Below are 19,794 nucleotides of genomic sequence, written 5' to 3' on the forward strand. Positions count from 1 at the left end.
GTCCTGAAGCGACCCGTCGCCTGCTACCCACCCAAGCGCGCCAAGCACGACAACTAGCCGCAGCCCGGCAAACCACCCCACCAACGAACAAACATCCTTAAGTGAACGACATCGCGCCTAGACCCGCACCTTCTTCCGGCCGCCGCTGCGCTCCTTGAACACCATCCTGATGGGAACCTCGGAGAAGCCGAGGTCCTCCCTGATGCGGTTGCGGAGGTAGTGTTCGTACGGGCGGGTGAGCAGCGCCTCGCTGTTGATGGAGAACACGAACGTGGGGGGCGCCACGTCGACCTGGCTGGCGTAGAGGAGCTTGAGCGGCCGGCCCGAGAAGTTGGGCGGGGACTGGCGCGATGTCCACACCTCGAGCCACGAGTTGAGCTCGGCGGTGCCCACGCGGAGGTGCGACGTGTCGTGGAGGCGCACGGCCGTGGCCAGGAGCTCGTGCAGGCCGAAGTCGGTGAGGGCGCTCGTGTACACGCGCGGCGCGAACGCCAGGTGCGCGAGCTGTTGATCGAGGCGCTCCCGGAACGGCTCGAGCTGCTCGTCGGTCACGAGGTCCCACTTGTTGACCGCCACGGCCACGGGCTTGCCCCACTCCAGGGCGAGGTTGGCGAGGTGCAGCTCGTGGTCCCCGAGCTCGAACGGGTCGACCACCAGGATGGCCACGTCGGCACGGCGCAGCGCCATCTCGCCCCTCAGCCTGGCGTAGTACTCGAGGTCGCCAACGTCCTTGCGCGCCATGCCGGCCGTGTCGATCAGCGTGAAGGGGCGGCCCCCGAACTCGAAGTGCACGTCGACGGGGTCGCGCGTCGTGCCTGGCACGTCGGCGACGATGACCCGCTCGTCGCCGACGATGGCGTTGACGATGCTCGACTTGCCGACGTTGGGCCGGCCGATGATGGCGATCTTGATGGGGTCTTCCTCGACGTCCTCTTCGGCGTCGCCCATGAGCTCGCCAACGTGGTGGACGAGCTCGTGCGTGCCGATGGCGTGCTCGGCGGCCGTCACGAACGGCTCGCCAAGGCCGAGGGAGTAGAGGTCGAAGAAGTCGGCGGTCTCGGCGTGACGCGGGTCGTCGATCTTAGTGGCGACGAGCAGCACCTCCTTGCCGAGACCGCGCAGCCACGCGGCGATCTCGCGGTCGGCGCTCAGCACGCCGGTGCGGCCCTCGACGCAGTAGAGCACGAGGTCGACGCCTATCAGGGCCGCCTCGACCCGGCGCCTGATGGGCGCCTCCCAACGGTCGCCCGACCAGAGCCCGCCCGTGTCGAGCAGCCGGAAGGTGCGGCCGTCGTCGGTGGCGACGGTCCCCTCCTTAACGTCGCGCGTGACGCCGGGCATGTCGGCCACGATGGCCTCGCGCCTGCCGACGAGGCGGTTGAAGAGGCTCGACTTGCCCACGTTGGGCCTGCCGACGATCGCGACGCTAAACAAGGGTGACCCCCGCCTTCACGCCGCGGCCGTTCGCCCAGGCGCGGGCGCTCATGGCGCCGCGCGAGGCGGGCTTCACCTCGAGCAGCTCGACGGTGCCGGTTCCGGCGGCGACGACCACCGACTCTGGCCCCAGGCTCAGCACCTGTCCTGGCGGCGCTCCCTTCGCGTCGGCGTCCTGGTGAGCCACCAGGCCGAGCACCTTTACGCGGCCGCCCGCGTGGCCGAACGACGTGCCCGGCCACAGGGCCACGCCGCGGTGGCGGTTGGCGATGCTCGTGGCGGTGTCGCACCAGCGCACGTGACCGTCCTCGGCCGTCAGGGGCGGGGCGGCGGTCGCGGCAGCCTCGTCCTGCGGGGTCAGCGGCAGCGAGCCCTCCACCAGCAGCGTGAGCGCCTCCGTGAGCACCTCCGCGCCTAGTTGCGCCAGCGTGGCCGCCAACGACACGGCGTCGTCGTCGGCTAAGACCTTGACGCGACGCTGCAACCGGATCGGGCCCGTGTCGAGGCCCTCCTCGGTCTGCATGATGGTCACGCCCGACTCCTCGTCACCGGCGATGAGGGCGTGCTGGATGGGCGCGGCCCCGCGCCAGCGCGGCAGCAGGCTGGCGTGCACGTTGAGGAAGCCGTGGCGCGGCACAGCGAGCAGCTGGGGCGGCAGGATGCGTCCGTAGGCGGCCGTCACGGCCACGTCGAGGTCGAGCGCCCGCAACGAGTCGTGGAAGACGGGGTCGCGCAGGCGCCTCGGCTGGGCCAACGGCACCCCGGCGGCGAGCGCCAGCTTGGCGGCGGCCGGCTGGCGCAGCTCCAACCCGCGTCCGGCCGGCTTGGCCGGCTGCGTGACGACGCTCACCACGTCGTGCTGGCGGAGGAGGGCCTCGAGCGTTGGGAGGGCGAAGGCGGGGCTGCCGAAGAAGGCTACGCGGAGGGGCCTCACCGCCTCACTGGCGCCCGTCCGCCGCGCCCACCGGCGCGCCCGCCGTCGCGCCCGCCGGCGCGCCCGCCGGCGCGCCCGCTGGCCGTGGCCGTCCCGGGCGGCTCGGCGCGCCGGTCGCGGAGGAGCGCCTTCGCCTGCCGTTGCATGTCGGCGAGCTCGGCCCGGTGCTCCTCCAGGAAGGCGCGGCGCCGCGGCTCCGGCAGGTGGTCGAAGTAGAGGACGCCCTCCAGGTGGTCGTGCTCGTGTTGGAGCACGTGGGCGAAGTACCCTTCCGCGGTGAGGGCGCGCGGCTCGCCGCGCAGGTCCTGGTAGGCGACCGTCACGCGCAGGTCGCGGGGCACGTCGAGCGCGGTGAGTCCGGGGATGCTCAGGCAGCCGTCGCGGCCTAGCTGAACGCCCGACCTGTGCGTGATAGTCGGGTTGACGAGCACGTGCTCGGTGCGGGCTTCCCACCTGGCCTCATCGTCGTCGCCGTCCTCGGGCGTCGGCAGCTGCAGCGCCACGAACAGGCGCCGCGACACCCCGATCTGCGGAGCGGCGAGGCCGACGCCCTCGGCCGCGTACATGGTCTCGAGCATGTCGGCCGCGAGCGCTGCTAGGTCGTCGTCGAAGTCGGTGACGGTCGCGGCGCGCCGCCTGAGCACGGGGTCGCCGAACAGCCGGATGGGGTGGATCAAGGGGCCTCCTGCCAACTCGCAGCGCAGCGGCCGACGCCGGGTCGGCCGATCGTGGCGCCTCGCGCCTGGCCGGTGGCTCAGCGCGGGATGCTGTCCGCGGCGTACTGCAACGTCGCGGTGGGAGCGTCGAGCGCCACCACCCCGCTGGGCAGGGTGAGGCTGACAGGCAGAGTATACCGACCGGCCGCCACGTTCCCGGTAGGCGGCTCTACCGTGCCCGGCACGCTCGCCAGGTCCGTCAGCGCGGCGGGGGCGCCGGCGACCCTGACGGTGGTGGCGCTGACCGTGGCGCTCAGGACCCGCGGGTCCGCCGGCGGCGTGAAGGCGAGCGCGACCTCCTTGGTGCGCAGGACCTCGGTGCTCTTGTACGTCACGGCGACGCGGTCGGGCGTGAACGTGACTCCCGGCACGGGCCGGCCGTCGGCGTCGAGCGCCACTAGCTCCACGCTGCCGCCTCGCGGTCCGGAGAGCGCCACCGCGCGCGTGACCTGGTCGAGCGCCTGGCGGCGCCCCTCGAGGGTCACGCGCGCCGGCTCGGCCGTGCCGGTCAGCTCGGTGCCGGGCGGGGCGCTGCCGAGGAGGGCCGGCTCCACCGGCAGCTCGCGGCTCGCCACCTGTTCGAGGAAACCGATCACGCCCTCGGGGTCAACGTGCAGGAGACGGACGTCCGCCGGCGTCTGCACCTGGACCTGGCGTTCGAACTCGGCGGTCGCGTCCGTCAGGTCGAGGGTGGCGCGCAACTGATCGGCGCGGAGCCTGTCGACGCGGGCGCTCGGGCCGGACACGCTCACCTCGACCACGTCCGGGACGCCCACCGCGACGGCCCCCGCCTCGACGCCGTCGACGTCGAGGGGGAGCAGGAAGGAGCGTTGCGTGGTGCTGGTGCTGTTGGTGGCGACCAGGGACCAGAACAGGAAGGCGGCGACGAGCGCCACCAGCTTGCTCGGCCAGTTGCGGTGCAGGCGCTGCAACAGGCTCAGGAGCGTGGCCCACGCCCCGGTCACGGTGCGTACACCTCGCGCAGGGCCTTGAGCACGTCGGCGGGGGCGATGTCGGTGGTCAGGACGCCGTCCTGGGCGACGCTGACGGTGCCGCGCTCCTCGCTCACCACGACGACGAGGGCATCCGACACCTCGGAGAGGCCGAGCGCCGCTCGGTGACGCGTGCCGTGCTTCACGGACCACCCCTCGTGCTTGTCCGACAGGGGCAGCACGACGCCCGCGTGGGTGACCAGGTCCTCCTTGACGATGACCGCGCCGTCGTGCAGCGGGCCGGTGGAGGCGAAGATGGTCTGCAGCAGGGCCGCGCTGACGGGCGCGCCGATGGCCGTGCCGCGGTCGGCGTACTCCTTCAGCGGCGTCCGCCGTTCGACCGCCAGGAGCGCGCCCTTGCGTTGGCTGGCCAGCTCGCGCACGGCGGTCATGATCTCGGTCACGGGGTCGGCGCTGACGCTCCTCTGCATGCGGCCGCGCCCCACGCGTTCCAAGACAGCGCGGAGCTCGGGCTGGAACACGACCACCACCGCCAGGAAGCCGGCGGGGGCGATGGCGTCGAACAGCCACTTGGTGGCCTGCAGGCCGAACTGGCCCGACAGGAACCAGAGTCCGGCCACGGCCAGCAGTCCGCGCAGCACGTTCCAGGCGCGCGTGCCGCGCAGGAGGGCGTAGGCCTGGTACAGGAGCACGGCGATGATCAGGATGTCGATGACGTCCTGGATGCCGAACCCTTCGAAGACTGCCAAGCGCGCTCCTCCGGTGCGAGGTGAGAGGAGGATATCACGCTCAGGCGCGGTCTCCGGCGCTCCCGCCCCGGCGCGTCCCGCCTGCTACAGTGTCGTTCGGAGGGCGACATGCCACTGGATCTGAACAGACTGCAGGAACGAGTCTCCGACCTCAGGGGGTATCTTTGACTTGGCCGCCAAGAAGGCCAAGCTGGAGCTGCTCGAACCACAACTCTCCGAACCCGACCTCTGGAACGACCCCGAGCGGGCGCGGCGCCTGAACCAGGAGGCCACGCAGTTGCGGCGCGTGGTCGACGAGTTCGCGGCCATCTCGGGCGACGTAGAGGGGCTGGCCGAGCTGTACGAACTGGCCACGCCCGACGAGGAGGCCGAGCTGGACGATGAGTTGGTCACGGTGGAGGCGCGCCTCGACGAGCTCTACCGGGAGACGCTGTTCAGCGGCGACCACGACGCTCGGCCGGCCATCGTCACCATCAAGCCGGGCGCCGGAGGCACCGAGTCGTCCGACTGGGCGGGCATGCTGCTGCGCATGTACCGCCGCTTCGCCGAGCGGCACGGCATGCAGGTCGAGCTTCTCGACCTCGTGCCGAACCCTGACGCCCCTCACGGCGTCGAGTACGCCCAGATGATCGTGCGCGGCGAGCGCGCCTTCGGGATGCTGCGGGTGGAGGGGGGCGTGCACCGGCTGGTCCGCGTGAGCCCGTTCGACTCGCAGGGCCGGCGGCACACGTCGTTCGCCTCCGTCGAGGTGATGCCGGAGATCGATGACACCTTCGAACTCAACATCGACCCGAAGGACGTTCGCGTCGACGTCTACCGCTCGAGCGGCCCTGGTGGGCAGTCGGTCAACACGACCGACTCCGCCGTGCGCGTGGTCTACCGCGGCGGCACCCCCGAAGAGATCATCGTTACGATCCAGGACGGGAAGTCGCAGATCAAGAACCGCGAGAAGGCCATGACGGTGTTGCGTTCGCGCCTGTTCGAGCGCGAGGAGCAGAGGCGCCTGGCGGAGCAACACAAGGCCCGCGGCGAGCAGAAGGCCATCGAGTGGGGATCGCAGATCCGTTCCTACGTGCTCGACAAGCAGTACGTGAAGGATCACCGCACGAGCGCCATGCGTCACGACCCCGACAACGTGCTGGACGGCGACATCGAGGACCTCATCTGGGACGGCCTCGAGTGGGTCGCCAAGAACGAGATGGTCGCCTGAGCGGCGTGCCGCGCGTGCTGGCAGTCTCCGACGCCGTCTCGCCGGTCGTCTACTCCAACAACTTCCCTGGCAACCTCGCGCCGTTCGATCTGGTGTTGAGCGCCGGGGACCTGCCGGGGGTCGTGCTGGAGTTCGTGGCCACCAAGACGCGCGTGGCGCCCCTCTACGTCTTCGGCAACCACGCGGTCGGCTACGTGCGGGACCCTGTGACCGACGAGCCGCGTCCGCCGGGCGGGTGCGTCAACGTCCACCTCAAGGTGGTGGAGGTGGCCGGCCTGCTGGTGGTGGGGATGGAGGGCTGCCTCAGGTACCGCGAGGGCCCGCACCAGTACTCGCAGGCTGCCTACCGCTGGATGGTCGTGCGGCTTGCGCCGCGGCTCTGGTGGAACCGACTGAGGCGCGGGCGCGCCGTCGACGTCCTCCTCACGCACGCGGCGCCACGGGGCCCGCACGAGGGCGCCGACCACGTGCACAGGGGGGTGGCGGCCTTCAACCTGTTCCACCGGCTGTTCAGGCCGCGCCTGCACGTGCATGGCCACGTCCACCTGTCTGGCGCCAACGCCCCCCGCAGCTACGTCACGGCCGAGGGCGTGCGCGTCGTCAACGCCTACGAGTTCACGCTCGTCGACCTCTGAGGCGGTGCGCGTCGCGCCGCGCGCCCGCGGCGGGGCGGTCGCGGCCGATAATGGCCCGCATGCATGACGAACGGATCCCTGGGGAGAGCGTGGCGACCGTGATGCGGCCGGCGGTCGCCACGTTGGATGGCGCCAAGGCGATGACGGTCACGGGCCCCGACGCCGCTAGCTTCCTCCACGGCCAGCTCGCCAACGACGTGACAGGCCTCGCGGTGGGCGGCGCGCGCCGCTCGCTCTACCTCAACCACAAGGGGCACGCGGTGGCGGAGGTGATGGTGCTGCGGCGAGGACGCACGGCCTTCGACCTGGTCGAGGAGGGTGGCGCGGCCGGCTGGGTGCGCGAGGAACTGGTGCGTCACGTGGTCTTCGACGACGTGACGGTCTCGTCTCCCTATGCCGTGGCGCTCCAGACCGTCCAGGGTGAGGGGGCGGCGGCGGTAGTCCAGCGCGCCCTCGGCGTCGAGCCGCCGGGCGAGGGGACCGTCGCCGTCTGCGCGCCGGCGGGGCTCGGCGAGGTGGCCGTGTGGCGACGGGTTCGTTCGACCGCGGGCGGCTTCGACCTCCTGGCGGACGCGGCGGCGGGCGCCGCGTTGCTGGCCGTCGCCGCCGGGGCCGGGGCCGTGCCCGTCGACGCGGGGGGCCGCGACCTGCTGCGGGTGCGGGCCGGCGTGGCGCTCGCGCCGCAGGACGCGGGGGACGGCGTCCTGCCGCAAGAGGCGGGCCTCGAACCGGCCCTGTCGTACCGGAAGGGCTGTTACCTCGGGCAGGAGATCATGGCGCGCATCGAGGCGCGCGGGAACCTGCGTCGCGGCCTAGTCAGGTTGACCCTGGCAGGCGATCCGCGCGCGGCGGCGAGCGGTGAGGAGGGGTGGCGCGAGCTCCGTGCGGGCGGTCGCGTCGTTGGGCGGCTCGGGACCGTCGCGCCCAGTACGTCCGGGTACGAGGCCTTGGCCGTCGTGAGGCGCGATCTGCCTGCTTCGACAGAGCTGGTCGCGCAGGGTGGGATCCTCGCGAGGGTCCATCCCTGACGGGCCGCGAGGGTCCCGTGGCGGGGCGAGCCGGGGCGGTACAACCGTGCCCGCGCGCGTGCCGCGCGCCGGCGGCGCCTATAATGCGGGCATGAAGCCCAAGGGTGCGTGGTTGTCCGACGATTACGAGGCCGCGACGGCGCGCATGCCTGAGCGCGACGCGCCGTTCGAGACGCTGTCGGGCATCCCGGTGGCGCCGCTCTACACGGCCGAGGACGTGCGCGGCTTCGACGAGGGCGCCCAGCTCGGCTACCCGGGCGCCTTCCCGTTCACGCGCGGGGTCCAGGCGAGCATGTACCGCAGCAAGCTCTGGACGATGCGCATGTTCGCCGGCTTCGGGACGGCGGAGCAGACCAACGAGCGCTTCCACAAGCTCCTCGACGCCGGGCAGACCGGTCTGTCCACTGCGTTCGACCTCCCCACGCTCATGGGCTACGACTCCGACCACGGCATGGCGCTCGGCGAGGTGGGCAAGTGCGGCGTCGCCGTGGCCAGCCTCGCCGACATGGAGGTGCTCTTCGAGGGCATCGACCCCGAGAAGATCACGACGTCCATGACCATCAACAGCCCAGCGAACGCCATCTGGGCCATGTACCTGGCCATGGCCGAGCGCAAGGGCGCCGACCTCGCCAAGGTCGGCGGCACCCTCCAGAACGACATCCTCAAGGAGTTCATCGCTCAGAAGGAGTACATCTTCCCGCCGGCGCCCAGCGTTGAGCTCGTCATCGACACGTTCGAGTGGGGTCCGCAGGTGGCGCCCCGCTTCAACTTCGTCTCGGTGTCGGGCTACCACATCCGCGAGGCCGGCTCCACGGCCGTCCAGGAGCTGGCGTTCACGCTCGCCGACGGCATCCACTACGTGCGCAAGGCGCTGGAACGGGGCCTCGACGTCGATGAGTTCGCCCCCCGCATCTCCTTCTTCTTCAACGTGCACAACGATTTCTTCGAGGAGATCGCCAAGTTCAGGGCGGCGCGTCGCATCTGGGCGCGCCAGATGCGCGACGTGTTCGGCGCCAAGGACCCGCGCTCGTGGATGCTCAGGACGCACGCCCAGACGGCGGGCGTGTCGCTCACCTCTCGCCAACCGCTCGTGAACGTCGCTCGCGTCGCCATCCAGGCGCTCGCCGGCGTGCTCGGGGGCACCAACTCCCTGCACACAGACGCCTTCGACGAGGCCCTGGCGCTCCCCACCGAGGAGTCGGCCACGCTCGCGCTTCGCACGCAACAGGTGATCGCTCACGAGAGCGGCGTGACCAACACGATCGACCCCCTCGCGGGCTCGTACTTCCTCGAGAACCTGACCGACGAGATGGAGCGACGCACGCTCGCCTACTTCGAGAGCATCGACGCCCTCGGCGGGGTGGAGCGGGCCATCGAGGCCGGCTTCTTCGCTCGGGAGATCGGCGACGCGAGCTGGCGGCAGCAACGCGACATCGACGAGCGGCGCCGCCTCGTCGTCGGGGTGAACGCCTTCGAGCAGGAGGCCCAGGAGGTCCCCATCCAGCTCGTGGATCCCGCCGTCGTGGCGGTCCAGCGCGAGCGCCTGGCCAAGGTGCGGCGCGAACGCGACGCGAGCGCCGCCGCTGCCGCCCTCGCGGAGCTGCGGCGGCGCGCCAAGGAGGGCGTCAACACCATGCCCGCGTTCATGCAGGCCGCCCACGCCTACTGCACGCTCGGCGAGCAGATGGACGTGCTGCGCGAGGTCTACGGCGTGTACGAGGAGCCGGTGCTCATATGACGGGGGCCGCTGGAGGGCCGCAGCTCGACAGGCCGATACGGGTCCTCATCGCCAAGCCCGGCCTTGACGGGCACGACAGGGGTGCCAAGGTCATAGCGCGCGCCCTGCGCGACGCCGGCATGGAGGTCATCTACACGGGGCTCAGGCAGACGGCCGAGATGATAGTCAACGCCGCCGTGCAAGAGGACGTCGACGCCGTCGGGCTCTCGGTGCTGTCGGGCGCGCACATGCACTACTTCCGGGAGGTGGCCGCCGCGCTGGCCGCCCGCGACGCCGCCGACGTGCTCCTGTTCGGCGGCGGCATCGTGCCGGACCAGGACCTGCCGGCCCTGGCGGAGCTGGGGGTGGGGCGCATCTTCACGCCGGGCGCCAACACCAACGACGTGGTGGATTACGTGAGGGAAGCGGTCGCGCGGATCCGCGGCGCCGGCGCGGACTGAACCCAGCGGCGCGAGCGCCCGCCACTCATGACATTCTCAAGAATCGGTTGTTACCGTAGGCTAGCTGCCTGCGAGGGAGACCACCGATTTGCGACACTTCACAGCCGCTGCCTGCCTGATGCTGGCAGTTACATTGCCGAGCCTCGCACTAGCCGACGCCTACGCCCTCAAGACGGTCCGCCAGGGGGACACGGTCGGCGTCATCGCCGAGCGCTACGGCATCACGGTGGATGCCCTCCTCAACGCCAACGACCTGAGCGGCACGCTCATCCGACCGGGTGACGTGCTGCGCGTGCCCTACGTTGCCGCCGTCGGTGGTCCCGCCAACGACGCCGTCGTCACGCCCCCCGGCTTCACCTGGTACACGCTCGCCTCGGGCGAGACGCTCAGCTCCGTCGCCGGTCGGTTCGGGCTCACGCTCACCGCCCTGGTCGGCGCCAACCCCGACATCTCCTCTCTCGACCGCCTCCCCAGCGGCTTCGAGCTGCTGATCCCGCCCAGCGCCGGGCTCGTGCACCGGCTCGGCGAGGGCGAGAGCGTGCTCGAGCTCGTGACGGAGCACGGCCTCGACCCGGCCGCGTTCGCGCGCGCCAACGGCCTGCGCTCGCCTTTCGACGTCACGCCTGGCATGCTGCTCTTCCTTCCCGACGTGCAACCGACCGAGGCGCTGGCGCGCCTGCAGAAGGTGCGGGAGGCGGAGAACCGCTACGTCTGGCCCATCCACGGCCGCCTCACCTCCTACTTCGGTCCCCGCAACCTCGGGATGGGCACGTCGAGCTTCCACCGAGGCATCGACATCGCGGCGCCCTCCGGCACCCCCATCGGCGCGGCGCGCGCCGGCACGGTCACCTACGCCGGCTGGTCGAACCAGGGCTACGGCAACCTCGTGCGCGTCAGGCACGCCGACGGGTCGGAGGCCTGGTACGGGCACATGAGTTCCATCTCGGTCGGGGTGGGCCAGTACGTGAACCAGTCCGAACGCCTCGGCCGGGTGGGCTCCACGGGCCTCTCCACCGGGCCGCACCTCCACTTCGAGGTCCACGAACGCTCCGGCGCCAAGGATCCCCTCGGCGTTCTGCCCTGAGCGTTCGCCCGAGGTTCCGAACGAGCGGGGCCCGCGACCACTCCGGTCGCGGGCCCCGTCCTCGCCGGCCCCGACCGGGCCGCGGCGTCAGTCCTGCTGGCGGTGGTAGAGGATCCGGCCGCAACTCGGGCAGCGCGTGACGCCCTCGCCCTTGCGGACCTTCTGCACGACGTGGATCGGGAGCCGGACGCTGCAACCCCCGCAGGTGCTGTTGCCCAGCACCTCCGCGAGGCCGACGCCGCGCCGCGCCTTGCGCACCTGTTCGTACTGCATCAGTAGCGCGGGCGTCACCCCGGCCGCCAGCCCGCCCCTCTCGCTCCCCAGGCTCGACGCCTGCTCGTCGACGGCGGCCACGCGGTCGGCCTCGGCCTGCTCCAACCCCGCGAGCACGGGGGCGAGCGCCGCCAGCTCCGCCGTGAGGTCGGCCAGCTCGGCGTCCAACGCGTCCTGAGCCTCGAGCAGCGGGACCGTGTCCTCCTCCAGCTCGGAGAGGCGCGTGGCGAACTGCAGCTCCTGGTTCTGGTACTGGGTCGCCTCCTTGGAGGTCGCGGCCCGCACCGCGGCGTCCGCCGCACCTCGCCGCCTCTCCTGCAGCGCCTTGAGCTCGAGTTCGTTGGCGTTGATGCGCCGCCGCAACTCGTCCGCCTCGCGCTCCTTCAGCTTCTTCCGCTCCTCGAGCTCGCGCTGCTTCTGAGCGGTCGCCACCAGTTCGTGTGGCACTTGGCCGCGTTCCTCCTGCAAGCGGTCCAGCTTCAGGTCCAGCGCTTGCACTTCGGCCAGTCGACTCAGCATCTTGCCTCCACTAACGAAGAACCCCCGCCCGGTAGGAGGTGGGCGAGGGTCCTGAACGCGCCTTGATGGGGAGTTCGAATCACAGGGGTGAGTCTAGCACGCGCTCTCGCGAGGTAGACTCTCATGGCATGTTCGAGGACTCCCCGGAAGCGTTCGTCTCGCGTTGGCAGCGCCACGCCGCCGACGTCGAGTTGTTCCCCCACCGCGAGGGGAGCCCCCTGCTCGAGTGCCGGGCGGGGGACGCCATACTGCAACTCTTCGAGCGCACCGGACCGTACCTGTCGCGCCCGGGCCGTCAGAGGACCATCCTGCACCCCGTCACCACCGAGCTCGAACTCCTCCCCGACGGCAGCGCGGCGCCGGAGCTGACCACCACGGGCATCAGCTCCCTCATTGCCACCGGCACGGTCGTGACGGTAGAGGGCGACGTCGTGGTCATCGACGCCGGCGTGCCGCTCGTGGTCGGCGTGGCGGGCGAGCTCCCGGCGGGACTCGTGCCCGGGCGGCTCGTGCGCTTCGTGGGCGCCGCGCCGGTGCACGGCTTCGTGGTCACGGGGCACGGAGCCGGCAACGGCGCGGCGCGGCGGAGCCACGCCGACGACACGATCTGAACCGTCCCGGCGGCGCCGTCGCTTCGGCGCCCCGGTCTGCTACAGTGGCGCGTCATGCCGCGAGTCATCCTGAGCCGTAGGGACCCCCAACCCACCAAGATCACGCCGGCGCGCGTGCGGGCCGTCACCGCCGCCTCGCCCGCCGCCAAGGCGGGGGTGGCGGCGGGCTGGGAGCTCCTCACGGTCAACGGCCAGGCCATCCCCGACATCCTCGCCTACCGCCGCGAACTGCAGGCCGGCCGCGCCGAGCTGCGGCTGCAGGGTCCGGACGGCGCGCAGGTGACGGTGAGCGTCGGTTGGGAGGAGCCCGGGCTCGAGTTCGAAGACGTCATCTTCGACGGCATCCGCCTCTGCGCCAACCATTGCGACTTCTGCTACATCCACCAGATGCCCAAGGGGATGCGCAAGAGCCTCTACATCATGGACGACGACTTCCGCACGTCGTTCCTCTACGGTTCGTTCGTCACCCTCACCAACCTGCGCGAGGAGGACGTGAGGCGCATCGTAGACGAGCGCTTGAGCCCCCTCTACGTCAGCGTCCACACCGCCAACGAGGCGAAGCGCGCCGAACTCATGAACTGGTGGCCGAACAAGGTCCCCCTCGACGAGGCCGTCAGCGTGCGGGGCATGATCGAACGCCTCGCGAGCATCGACCTCTATACGCAGATGGTGCTCGTGCCCGGCCGCAACGACGGCGACGACCTCGACGAGACCCTCGCGTACCTCGCCTCGCGGCCCAACGTGCTGGCCGCGGCGGCGGTGCCGGTGGGGTTGACCTCCCACCGGGGGCACCTGACCGCGCTGGCGCCTTACACACCCGAACAGGCCGCCGACGTCCTCATGCGCATCCACCGCTTCCAGGAACGCATGCTGGCCGAGCGGGGCACGAGGTTCGTCTTCGCCTCGGACGAGTTCTACCTCCGCGCCGGCATCGCGCTTCCCCCCGACGAGGCGTACGAGGGGTACGCCATGCTGGAGAACGGCGTCGGCATGGTGCGGGACTTCCTCACCGCGGGCCCGCCCGCCACGCTGCCTGCGCGGCTCGACCCCCCGCGGCGCGTGTTGGTGGCGACGGGGCGCCTGTTCGCCCCCGTGCTGACCGAGGCGCTAGCGCCGCTGAGCCAGGTGGCCGGCCTTGAGCTCGAGGTGCGCGCCATCACGAACCGCACCTTCGGCGAGGTCACCACGGTGGCCGGGCTCCTCGCCGGGCGCGACCTCCTCGCGGGAGTCGCCCCGGGAGAGGCGGACCTCCTCTTGGTCTCGCCCAACATGTTCAAGTACGGCACCGAGGTGATGCTGGACGACCGCACGCGCAGCCAGGTCGAGGCCGAGCTAGGCATGCGCGTCGCGGTCGGCGGGACCAACGTCGCCGAGCTCATCGACACCATCGTGACCGGCGAGGTGCACGACCACCTCCCGAGCATCGGCTTCTCGACCCACGCCATCAAGGAGGCCGCCAAGCAGCATTGAGGGCCACCGGGCGGCGCGACCCGCCGGACGGCGCGGCACGCTTGACCCGCCCCGCCCCCTCACGTACACTCGCCTTCGCGTGGAGCCGTAGTGTAGCGGTTAGCATATCTGCCTGTCACGCAGAAGGTCGCGGGTTCAAATCCCGTCGGCTCCGCCACCCAGGGGCGCGCCCGGCACCGTCTCGGTGCCGGGCCGTTCCGTCCCTCTCGGCGCGCCGCCGAGCGCGGGGTCGTCCCGGGCGGAGGCATCGGCGCCGCGCGGCGCCCGCCGGTGGCACCCTGCGCGTCATGGCCGGGCCCGGTCACCTGGTACCGTTTAGCCATGAGCACGCTCCCCGTCTTCCCTCTGGACGTCGTCGTCTTCCCAGGCATGACCGTCCCGCTGCACGCCCACGAGGAGCGCTACAAGCGCCTCGTGAAGGAAGTGCTGGCGCAGGAGGACGAACCCAAGCGGTTCATCATCGTCTACGCCGACGAGCGCCCCGTCATCAGCGACGTGGCGCCACGCCTGGCGCGCTTCGGTACGGTCGTCCACGTCCTGTCGGCCGAGGAGAACCCCGACGGCACCTTCGACCTCCTCGTGCACGGCCAGGAGCGCACGCACGTGGAGGTGGCCACGGTGGTCGAGGTCAAGGAGCGCAGCGGCGCCAGCCGGCCGCTCAGCTACGCCGAGGAGCGCCCCGCCCCGCTCTACCGCGGCGACCCCAACGAGGAGGCCATCGCCGCCTGGGACGCCCTCGACACCTTCCGGACCTACGCCGGCACGCGCTTCAAGGGTGACGCCGGCAGCGAGATCGACAAGCACGTCCCCGAGGACCCCTTCTACCAGGCGTCGTTCGTCTGTGCCAACATCCTGGTTCCGACCGCCGCCAAGCAGGCGTTGCTCGAGGCCGACTCGCTCAGGGAGCGCTTCGACCTGGCACGCGGCATGATGCTCGAACGCATGCAGCGCCGCGGACGGGGCCGGCGGGGGAGGGCGTGACCGACGGGGACGGCGGTACCGCGGGCGGCGAGCACGGCGCGGGGGTGAGGGCCGACCCGGCCGTCACCGCGCCGGTCCCGGCGCACGCCGTGGCCGCCGCCGCGGACGAGCGGCGCCGCTTCACGTTCGCCTGGGACGACTTGCCCCTCGTCACGCCCGACCTGCCCGGGACGGGCGGGATCATCCGCGCCACGCCGGACGACTTCCGCGTCACGGAGCTTCCCGCCTACCTGCCGGAGGGGAGCGGTTCGCACCGCTACCTGCTCGTCGAGAAGCGCGGCCACACCACCCGCGACCTCCTGACGGCACTGCAACGCGCGGGCGTGGAGCCGAACGCCATAGGCGTGGCCGGGCTCAAGGACAAGGCGGCCGTGACCGTGCAGTGGCTGTCGGTGCCGAAGCGCCACGCTGACGCGGTCGCGGAGCTGGCGGCCATGCCGGGCGTACGGATCCTGAGCGAGAGCTACCACCGCAACAAGCTGGGGATCGGCCACCTGCGCGGCAACCGCTTCGAGATCACCGTGCAGGGCGTGGAGGAGGGCGCCGAGCGGCGGGCGGAGGCGGTGCTCGCCGCCCTCGCCGTGCTGGGCTCGCCCAACTGGTTCGGCCCCCAGCGCTTCGGCCGCTTCGGCGCCAACGCGCACGACGGCCTGCGCGTCCTGCGCGGCGAGCGCGTCCCCGGCGGTCACCACCTCAAGCGCTTCTTCGTCTCCGCGCTGCAGTCGCTACTCTTCAACGCCATGCTCGCGGAAAGGCACGCTCGCGGCTGGTACGGCACCGTCGTCGAGGGAGACTGGGCGCGCAAGCACGACACCGGGGGGACGTTCCTGGTCGAGGATGCCGCCTTGGACTCCCCGCGCGCCCAGCGCCTGGAGATCAGCGCCACGCTCCCCCTCCACGGCCGGAAGGTCAAGCCCGGCGTGGGGAGGGCGGGGGAGGTGGAGGCGCAGGCGCTGGAGCGCTTCGGACTGCGCTGGGCGCAGTTCGGGTCGCGTCGCGGCGACCGCCGCATCACCCGCGTCGTCCTGGGCGAGACGACGGTGGTCCGCGCCGGAGACGCCCTCACCGTCGGTTTCGACCTGCCGAAGGGAGCCTACGCCACCGCCGTGTTGCGCGAGATCACCAAGCTAGACGTGGACGCGCCGTTCGAGGCGCCGTCCTACTCAGGGCAAGACGGTGACATCGGGGACGACCAGGCCGGCGCCGACGAGCGGTAGCCCCTCCCGGTCAGCCGCTGGTGGAGCCGAGGCGCCGCCGCCACGCCAGGTCGGCCATGAACGCCGCCAGCGCCAGCGCCAGCGGCACCCGCCAGGCCGGGCGCTCGACGGACCCGAGGGTGGGCGCGTACGTCTCGGGCGTGACGACGGCGCCGCCCGTGCGGGCGGCGACCGCCGCCAGCAGCGCGCTGCCGTCCATCTCGGCCTGCTCCGGATCTGGTCCGGTCACACGGGCGCGCGCCACCAGCTCCGACCCCACCGATACGACCACGTCGCCCCCGACGCCGCCGCGCCACGGGAGCCGACCCTGGTAGCGGCCGGGCGCGACCTGTTCGAGCGGCGCGGTGACGCCGCCGAACCTCGCCGTGGCGTTCAGGCCGTTGCGGTACTCGCCGTCCTCGATGGCGTCGAGGGTCACCACCAGGGCGTTGCCGTCGCGTTCGGCGCTGGCCACCAGGCCGCCTCCCTTCGCCTGAAGCCACCGCACCAGCGTGGCCAGGACCCCGGGGAGCTCGGGCCAGGCGCCGAGCGGCCCGGCCCAGGCGTTGAGGTCGGTGGTCAACGCCGCCGTCCGCCCCAACCCCGCACGGAAGGTCGCTAGCAGCGGGTCGTCGTCCTTGCCTGCGAGGAGGAGCTGCGCGCCCGACTTGAGACCGGTGGCCACGTAGGCGGCGACGGGTGGTAGGTCGGGTGGGAAGGCGTAGAGCGGGTTGGGCCGCGGGACGGGCGTGGTGGGCTGGTCGACGAGGAGCGCGCGCGTGGCCGTCAACGCCTCGTTGGTGAAGATCCGCGGGAGGCCGCCCGCGTCGACGGCCTCGTAGTAGCGGCCACCCCCGGCCCGGGCGATGGCGGCGAGACGCTCGAAGTCGGCCGCGCTTCCGATGGCGATGGTGGAGGTGGTGATGCCCCTGGCTAGCCCGCCGCGGGCCAGGGCCTGGAAGTCCGTCGCCTCGCCGCCGAACGGACCCTGGTCGTAGAGTTGGCCGTCCGACAGCACGATGACGTGCTTCACTGCCGCGTCGACGGCGGCCAGGGCGTCGAGGGCCTGCCGGTAGGCGGGGCCGAGTACGGTGCCGCCGCCCGTGTCGAGGGCGTAGATGCCCGCCGCCATCTCGCGCTTGCCGCGCTCCGTAGCGGGTCGCAGCTCGAAGACCCAGCGGGTGCCGGGTCCGTCGCTGAAGGCGATCAACCCCAGCAGGTCCTGCTCGTACGCGAGGTCGACCACCTGCACGGCCCCCTCCTTCGCCAGGTCGATCTTGGGGGGACGACCGCCCGCCATGGACTGCGAGCGGTCGATCACCATGACCATGGCCACCAGCGGCAGCGACACCTCCGTGCGCAGGTCGGTGGTGACCGGTAGCACGTCCTCGACCGCCGACCGGTACCAACCGCCCAGGCCGAACGAGTCGGGTCCGCCCGTCATGAGGAGCCCGCCACCGTCGGTCACGTACTGCGCAAGCAGCTGCTGCTGCGTGGGGCTGAACAGAGCGGCGGGACCCCTCAGCACCACCGCGCTGAAGGCGAGCGGGAACGTCAGGGCCGCCGGCCCGCCCTCCACGACCTCGAAACCCTGGAGCCGCAGCAGGCGGGCGGCGGCGGGATCGTCGACCACCAGCACGGGCGCTCGGCCCTGGATGGCGACGAGGCCCTCGGCCGAGTCGTTGCCACGCGCCTGCTCGTAAGGGACCTGCAGCTCGACGCCGACGGCCAGCGCCGCACCCGTGGCGGCGGCGGTCGGCGCCGTGACGCCGAACGTGACCGCCACGTCCTGCCCGGCGGGCAGTTCGACCTGGCGCTCGTCGACGACGCTGCCGCCGACGAGGACCTTGAGGGTCGCGGCGACCTCACGGTCCGAGCGCAGCGCGGCCGTGCCGCGCACGCTCTGGCCGGGCGCGGCGCGGGCGGGAAGGAGCAACTCGGTCACGCGGGCGTCCGGCGCGCGGGAGACGGGCAGCACGTCGACCGGCAGTGGCGGCAACGCCGCCAGTAGCTCGGCCTCCGGCGTGACGCCGTCAGACACGAGCAGGACCCGAGACGCCCCGTTGGCGATGGCCACCTGGAGGCCCCTAGCGAGGTCGGTGGCGTCCGTAGGCAGGTCGCTTGGCACGCGCGCCGCGAGGTCGGGGACCATCAGTGTGTCGGCCGCGACGTAGGCGAACTGCGGCGCGACCCCCAGGCTCGCCGGGTCGAGCTGGCGGGCCGCCGCCAGCGCCCCCGTGCCGACGGAGTCGGAGACGTCGACGAGTACTGCGAGGTGCCCGCCCTCGCCCCGGGTCCACGGTTGAGCGAGTGCCACGAGCAGCGCCGTCAGGGTCGCGGCTCGCAACCACCAGCCCCGGCGCCGGGTCACGTAGAGGCCGACGACGACCGGCACCACGCCGAGGAGTAGCCACGGGTGGGCGAACCTCGGCAGGAACGGTGCGGCGGTGGCCAGGTCGCCCATGGTGGGCGCATGCTAGCAGCCGCCGAGCGGTGAGCGCGGTAGCGCCTAGGCGGGCGCCCAACCGCCCGGCGCCACGTGACGGGCCCGGCGCGCCGGGTCGACCTCACGTCGTGGAGCGCCTGTTCGACTGGTAGTATGCGGTGATGCCGGAACCTGCCCCGTGGGCGCTCATCGCCATGCAGACCGAGGAACGCGCCGCCGGGTTCCTCCCGGTGGTCGCAGAGGTGGGGCTCACAGGGCGCATCTACACCGACGTCGAGAAGCTCCTCTACGACACACGGGGAGAGAACGTCCCCAGCGCGCTCGTGCTCGACCACGGGCTGCGCGAGCGCGTGCCCACGCTCGATCTCGTCAGCATCCTCAGGAAGCGCAAGGGTTTCGAGGAGATCCCGTTCCTCTACCTCGGCCCCGCCGACCTCGAGGTCCACACGCAGGTCGTCGAGGAGGGGGTGGACGCTTACATCACGCTGCCCACCCGCCGGCCCGTGGTCAGGGCGCACCTCGCCAACCTCCTCGAGCGCCGTCGGGCCGAGGGGGCCATGCGCCGGGCCTTCGAGGAGGCGCGCCGCTTCGAACAGGCCTACAAGGAGAGCGAGCGGATGAAGGACGACCTCATCCACATGCTCGTCCACGACCTCAAGAGTCCCATCGCGAGCGTCATGGGGCTGCTGGACTCGAGCCTCGACATGCTCAACGGGCAGGGAGCCGAGGCCGGCATCGAGGAGCTACTGAGCCTGGCGCGCAGCGAGTCGCAGCACCTGCTCAACCTAGCCGCCAACATCCTCGACGTGAGGCGCATGAAGGAAGGGCACATGCCCTACCACCCCGAGACCATCAACAGCTTGACGGAGCTCGCCAAGTCGGCGCTCGGCGACGTCAGCGGCGGCCCGCGAGACCGTAACTTCGGCTTCCTGGTGCGTCCTGAGGCCGAGAAGATCGTCGGGGACCCCAACCTACTGCGCCGCGTGATCGCGAACCTCATGGCCAACGCCATCAAGCACACGCGCCGGGGCGGCTACATCGATTTCCGCGCCTGGAGCAAGGACGGCAACGTCGTCCTGAGCGTCCGCGACGACGGCGAGGGCATCCCGGAGAGCGATCACAAGCGCATCTTCAACGCCTTCGAGCAGTCGAGGCACACCATCCACGACCGGTACGACACGGGCATGGGCCTGACGTTCTGCAAGCTCGCCGTCGAGAAGCACGGCGGCCGGATCTGGGTCGAATCCAAGGTGGGCCGGGGGAGCACCTTCTACTTCACACTGCCCGACACGGTGCCCAGCGTGGTGGCAGCGGGCGCGTGAGGCGAGGGGAGGCCGCGGCCGGACGGGAGGCCGCGGCCAAGCGAGGGGCCGCGGC

General features: G+C 71.8%; 18 protein-coding genes and 1 tRNA gene. 12 read left to right on the forward strand and 7 right to left on the reverse strand.

The window, feature by feature from the left end:
• Window positions 1-117 precede the first annotated feature (117 nt).
• The 5 genes from der to H3C53_08240 all read right to left on the reverse strand — a co-directional run bounded on the left by der (window position 118) and on the right by H3C53_08240 (window position 4,762).
• Complete coding sequence (gene der, locus H3C53_08220; protein ID MBW7916650.1) at window positions 118-1,434, reverse strand: ribosome biogenesis GTPase Der; 1,317 nt, start codon at window positions 1,432-1,434, stop codon at window positions 118-120.
• Window positions 1,427-2,368 (reverse strand): methionyl-tRNA formyltransferase, encoded by a 942-nt coding sequence (locus H3C53_08225; GenBank protein MBW7916651.1) that lies wholly within the window; start codon window positions 2,366-2,368, stop codon window positions 1,427-1,429. Before H3C53_08225 ends, der begins: the two co-directional genes overlap by 8 nt.
• Window positions 2,365-3,045, reverse strand: a complete 681-nt coding sequence (gene def / locus H3C53_08230; protein MBW7916652.1) for a peptide deformylase — start codon at window positions 3,043-3,045, stop codon at window positions 2,365-2,367. Before def ends, H3C53_08225 begins: the two co-directional genes overlap by 4 nt.
• A 77-nt stretch (window positions 3,046-3,122) precedes the next feature.
• Window positions 3,123-4,049 (reverse strand): hypothetical protein, encoded by a 927-nt coding sequence (locus H3C53_08235; GenBank protein ID MBW7916653.1) that lies wholly within the window; start codon window positions 4,047-4,049, stop codon window positions 3,123-3,125.
• Window positions 4,046-4,762: a TIGR00159 family protein gene (locus tag H3C53_08240; GenBank protein ID MBW7916654.1), complete on the reverse strand. Its 717-nt coding sequence runs from the start codon at window positions 4,760-4,762 to the stop codon at window positions 4,046-4,048. Before H3C53_08240 ends, H3C53_08235 begins: the two co-directional genes overlap by 4 nt.
• Window positions 4,763-4,894: 132 nt before the next feature.
• Here H3C53_08240 and prfB point away from each other — a divergent pair.
• The 6 genes from prfB (at window position 4,895) to H3C53_08270 (ending at window position 10,921) form a co-directional block, all read left to right on the forward strand.
• Window positions 4,895-5,996, forward strand: a protein-coding gene (prfB, locus tag H3C53_08245; GenBank protein MBW7916655.1) for a peptide chain release factor 2 whose coding sequence is annotated in 2 segments (ribosomal slippage) — window positions 4,895-4,951 and window positions 4,953-5,996 — 1,101 coding nt in all. Because the reading frame shifts where the segments join, the coding sequence is not laid out codon by codon here.
• Complete coding sequence (locus H3C53_08250; protein ID MBW7916656.1) at window positions 5,993-6,631, forward strand: phosphohydrolase; 639 nt, start codon at window positions 5,993-5,995, stop codon at window positions 6,629-6,631. The genes prfB and H3C53_08250 overlap by 4 nt, the downstream gene beginning before the upstream one ends.
• Before the next feature lie 59 nt (window positions 6,632-6,690).
• Window positions 6,691-7,659: a hypothetical protein gene (locus H3C53_08255; protein MBW7916657.1), complete on the forward strand. Its 969-nt coding sequence runs from the start codon at window positions 6,691-6,693 to the stop codon at window positions 7,657-7,659.
• Between the two features lie 91 nt (window positions 7,660-7,750).
• A complete protein-coding gene (locus tag H3C53_08260) occupies window positions 7,751-9,397 on the forward strand; it encodes a methylmalonyl-CoA mutase (GenBank protein ID MBW7916658.1) in 1,647 nt (548 codons plus the stop codon).
• A complete protein-coding gene (locus H3C53_08265; GenBank protein MBW7916659.1) occupies window positions 9,394-9,837 on the forward strand; it encodes a cobalamin B12-binding domain-containing protein in 444 nt (147 codons plus the stop codon). Before H3C53_08260 ends, H3C53_08265 begins: the two co-directional genes overlap by 4 nt.
• 133 nt (window positions 9,838-9,970) lie before the next feature.
• Window positions 9,971-10,921: a M23 family metallopeptidase gene (locus H3C53_08270; GenBank protein MBW7916660.1), complete on the forward strand. Its 951-nt coding sequence runs from the start codon at window positions 9,971-9,973 to the stop codon at window positions 10,919-10,921.
• Between the two features lie 87 nt (window positions 10,922-11,008).
• On the opposite strand, the gene H3C53_08275 is transcribed toward H3C53_08270, so the two are convergent.
• The gene (locus H3C53_08275) at window positions 11,009-11,713 is read right to left on the reverse strand and encodes a hypothetical protein (GenBank protein MBW7916661.1); all 705 of its coding nucleotides are present in this window, start codon (window positions 11,711-11,713) and stop codon (window positions 11,009-11,011) included.
• A gap of 128 nt (window positions 11,714-11,841) precedes the next feature.
• Between H3C53_08275 and H3C53_08280 the strand changes: the two genes are divergently transcribed.
• From H3C53_08280 to H3C53_08300, 5 genes are all read left to right on the forward strand, one after another.
• Window positions 11,842-12,324: a hypothetical protein gene (locus H3C53_08280; GenBank protein ID MBW7916662.1), complete on the forward strand. Its 483-nt coding sequence runs from the start codon at window positions 11,842-11,844 to the stop codon at window positions 12,322-12,324.
• A 54-nt stretch (window positions 12,325-12,378) separates the two neighbouring features.
• Window positions 12,379-13,794, forward strand: coding sequence for a DUF512 domain-containing protein (locus H3C53_08285; GenBank protein ID MBW7916663.1), 1,416 nt, complete (start codon window positions 12,379-12,381; stop codon window positions 13,792-13,794).
• Between the two features lie 81 nt (window positions 13,795-13,875).
• Window positions 13,876-13,951: transfer RNA gene (locus H3C53_08290), tRNA-Asp, on the forward strand.
• A 164-nt stretch (window positions 13,952-14,115) separates the two neighbouring features.
• Window positions 14,116-14,775 carry an LON peptidase substrate-binding domain-containing protein gene (locus H3C53_08295; protein ID MBW7916664.1) on the forward strand — a complete coding sequence of 220 codons (660 nt, stop codon included), beginning with the start codon at window positions 14,116-14,118 and terminating at the stop codon, window positions 14,773-14,775.
• An 89-nt stretch (window positions 14,776-14,864) separates the two neighbouring features.
• Window positions 14,865-15,992 carry a tRNA pseudouridine(13) synthase TruD gene (locus tag H3C53_08300; protein MBW7916665.1) on the forward strand — a complete coding sequence of 376 codons (1,128 nt, stop codon included), beginning with the start codon at window positions 14,865-14,867 and terminating at the stop codon, window positions 15,990-15,992.
• A gap of 10 nt (window positions 15,993-16,002) precedes the next feature.
• On the opposite strand, the gene H3C53_08305 is transcribed toward H3C53_08300, so the two are convergent.
• A complete protein-coding gene (locus tag H3C53_08305) occupies window positions 16,003-18,435 on the reverse strand; it encodes a VWA domain-containing protein (protein ID MBW7916666.1) in 2,433 nt (810 codons plus the stop codon).
• 143 nt (window positions 18,436-18,578) lie between these two features.
• Here H3C53_08305 and H3C53_08310 point away from each other — a divergent pair, with 143 nt between their 5' ends.
• Window positions 18,579-19,739 carry a HAMP domain-containing histidine kinase gene (locus H3C53_08310; protein ID MBW7916667.1) on the forward strand — a complete coding sequence of 387 codons (1,161 nt, stop codon included), beginning with the start codon at window positions 18,579-18,581 and terminating at the stop codon, window positions 19,737-19,739.
• The last annotated feature ends 55 nt before the right edge of the window (window positions 19,740-19,794 follow it).

The organism is Trueperaceae bacterium, from assembly GCA_019454765.1.
Classification (GTDB): domain Bacteria; phylum Deinococcota; class Deinococci; order Deinococcales; family Trueperaceae; genus JAAYYF01.

Coding starts and splice junctions, on each gene's coding strand:
- H3C53_08285 (MBW7916663.1), top strand. CDS start 12,379: ATGCCGCGAGTCATCCTGAGCCGTAGGGACCCCCAACCCACCAAGATC.
- H3C53_08305 (MBW7916666.1), bottom strand. CDS start 18,435: ATGGGCGACCTGGCCACCGCCGCACCGTTCCTGCCGAGGTTCGCCCAC.
- H3C53_08310 (MBW7916667.1), top strand. CDS start 18,579: ATGCCGGAACCTGCCCCGTGGGCGCTCATCGCCATGCAGACCGAGGAA.
- H3C53_08295 (MBW7916664.1), top strand. CDS start 14,116: ATGAGCACGCTCCCCGTCTTCCCTCTGGACGTCGTCGTCTTCCCAGGC.
- H3C53_08265 (MBW7916659.1), top strand. CDS start 9,394: ATGACGGGGGCCGCTGGAGGGCCGCAGCTCGACAGGCCGATACGGGTC.
- H3C53_08275 (MBW7916661.1), bottom strand. CDS start 11,713: ATGCTGAGTCGACTGGCCGAAGTGCAAGCGCTGGACCTGAAGCTGGAC.
- H3C53_08260 (MBW7916658.1), top strand. CDS start 7,751: ATGAAGCCCAAGGGTGCGTGGTTGTCCGACGATTACGAGGCCGCGACG.
- H3C53_08255 (MBW7916657.1), top strand. CDS start 6,691: ATGCATGACGAACGGATCCCTGGGGAGAGCGTGGCGACCGTGATGCGG.
- H3C53_08280 (MBW7916662.1), top strand. CDS start 11,842: ATGTTCGAGGACTCCCCGGAAGCGTTCGTCTCGCGTTGGCAGCGCCAC.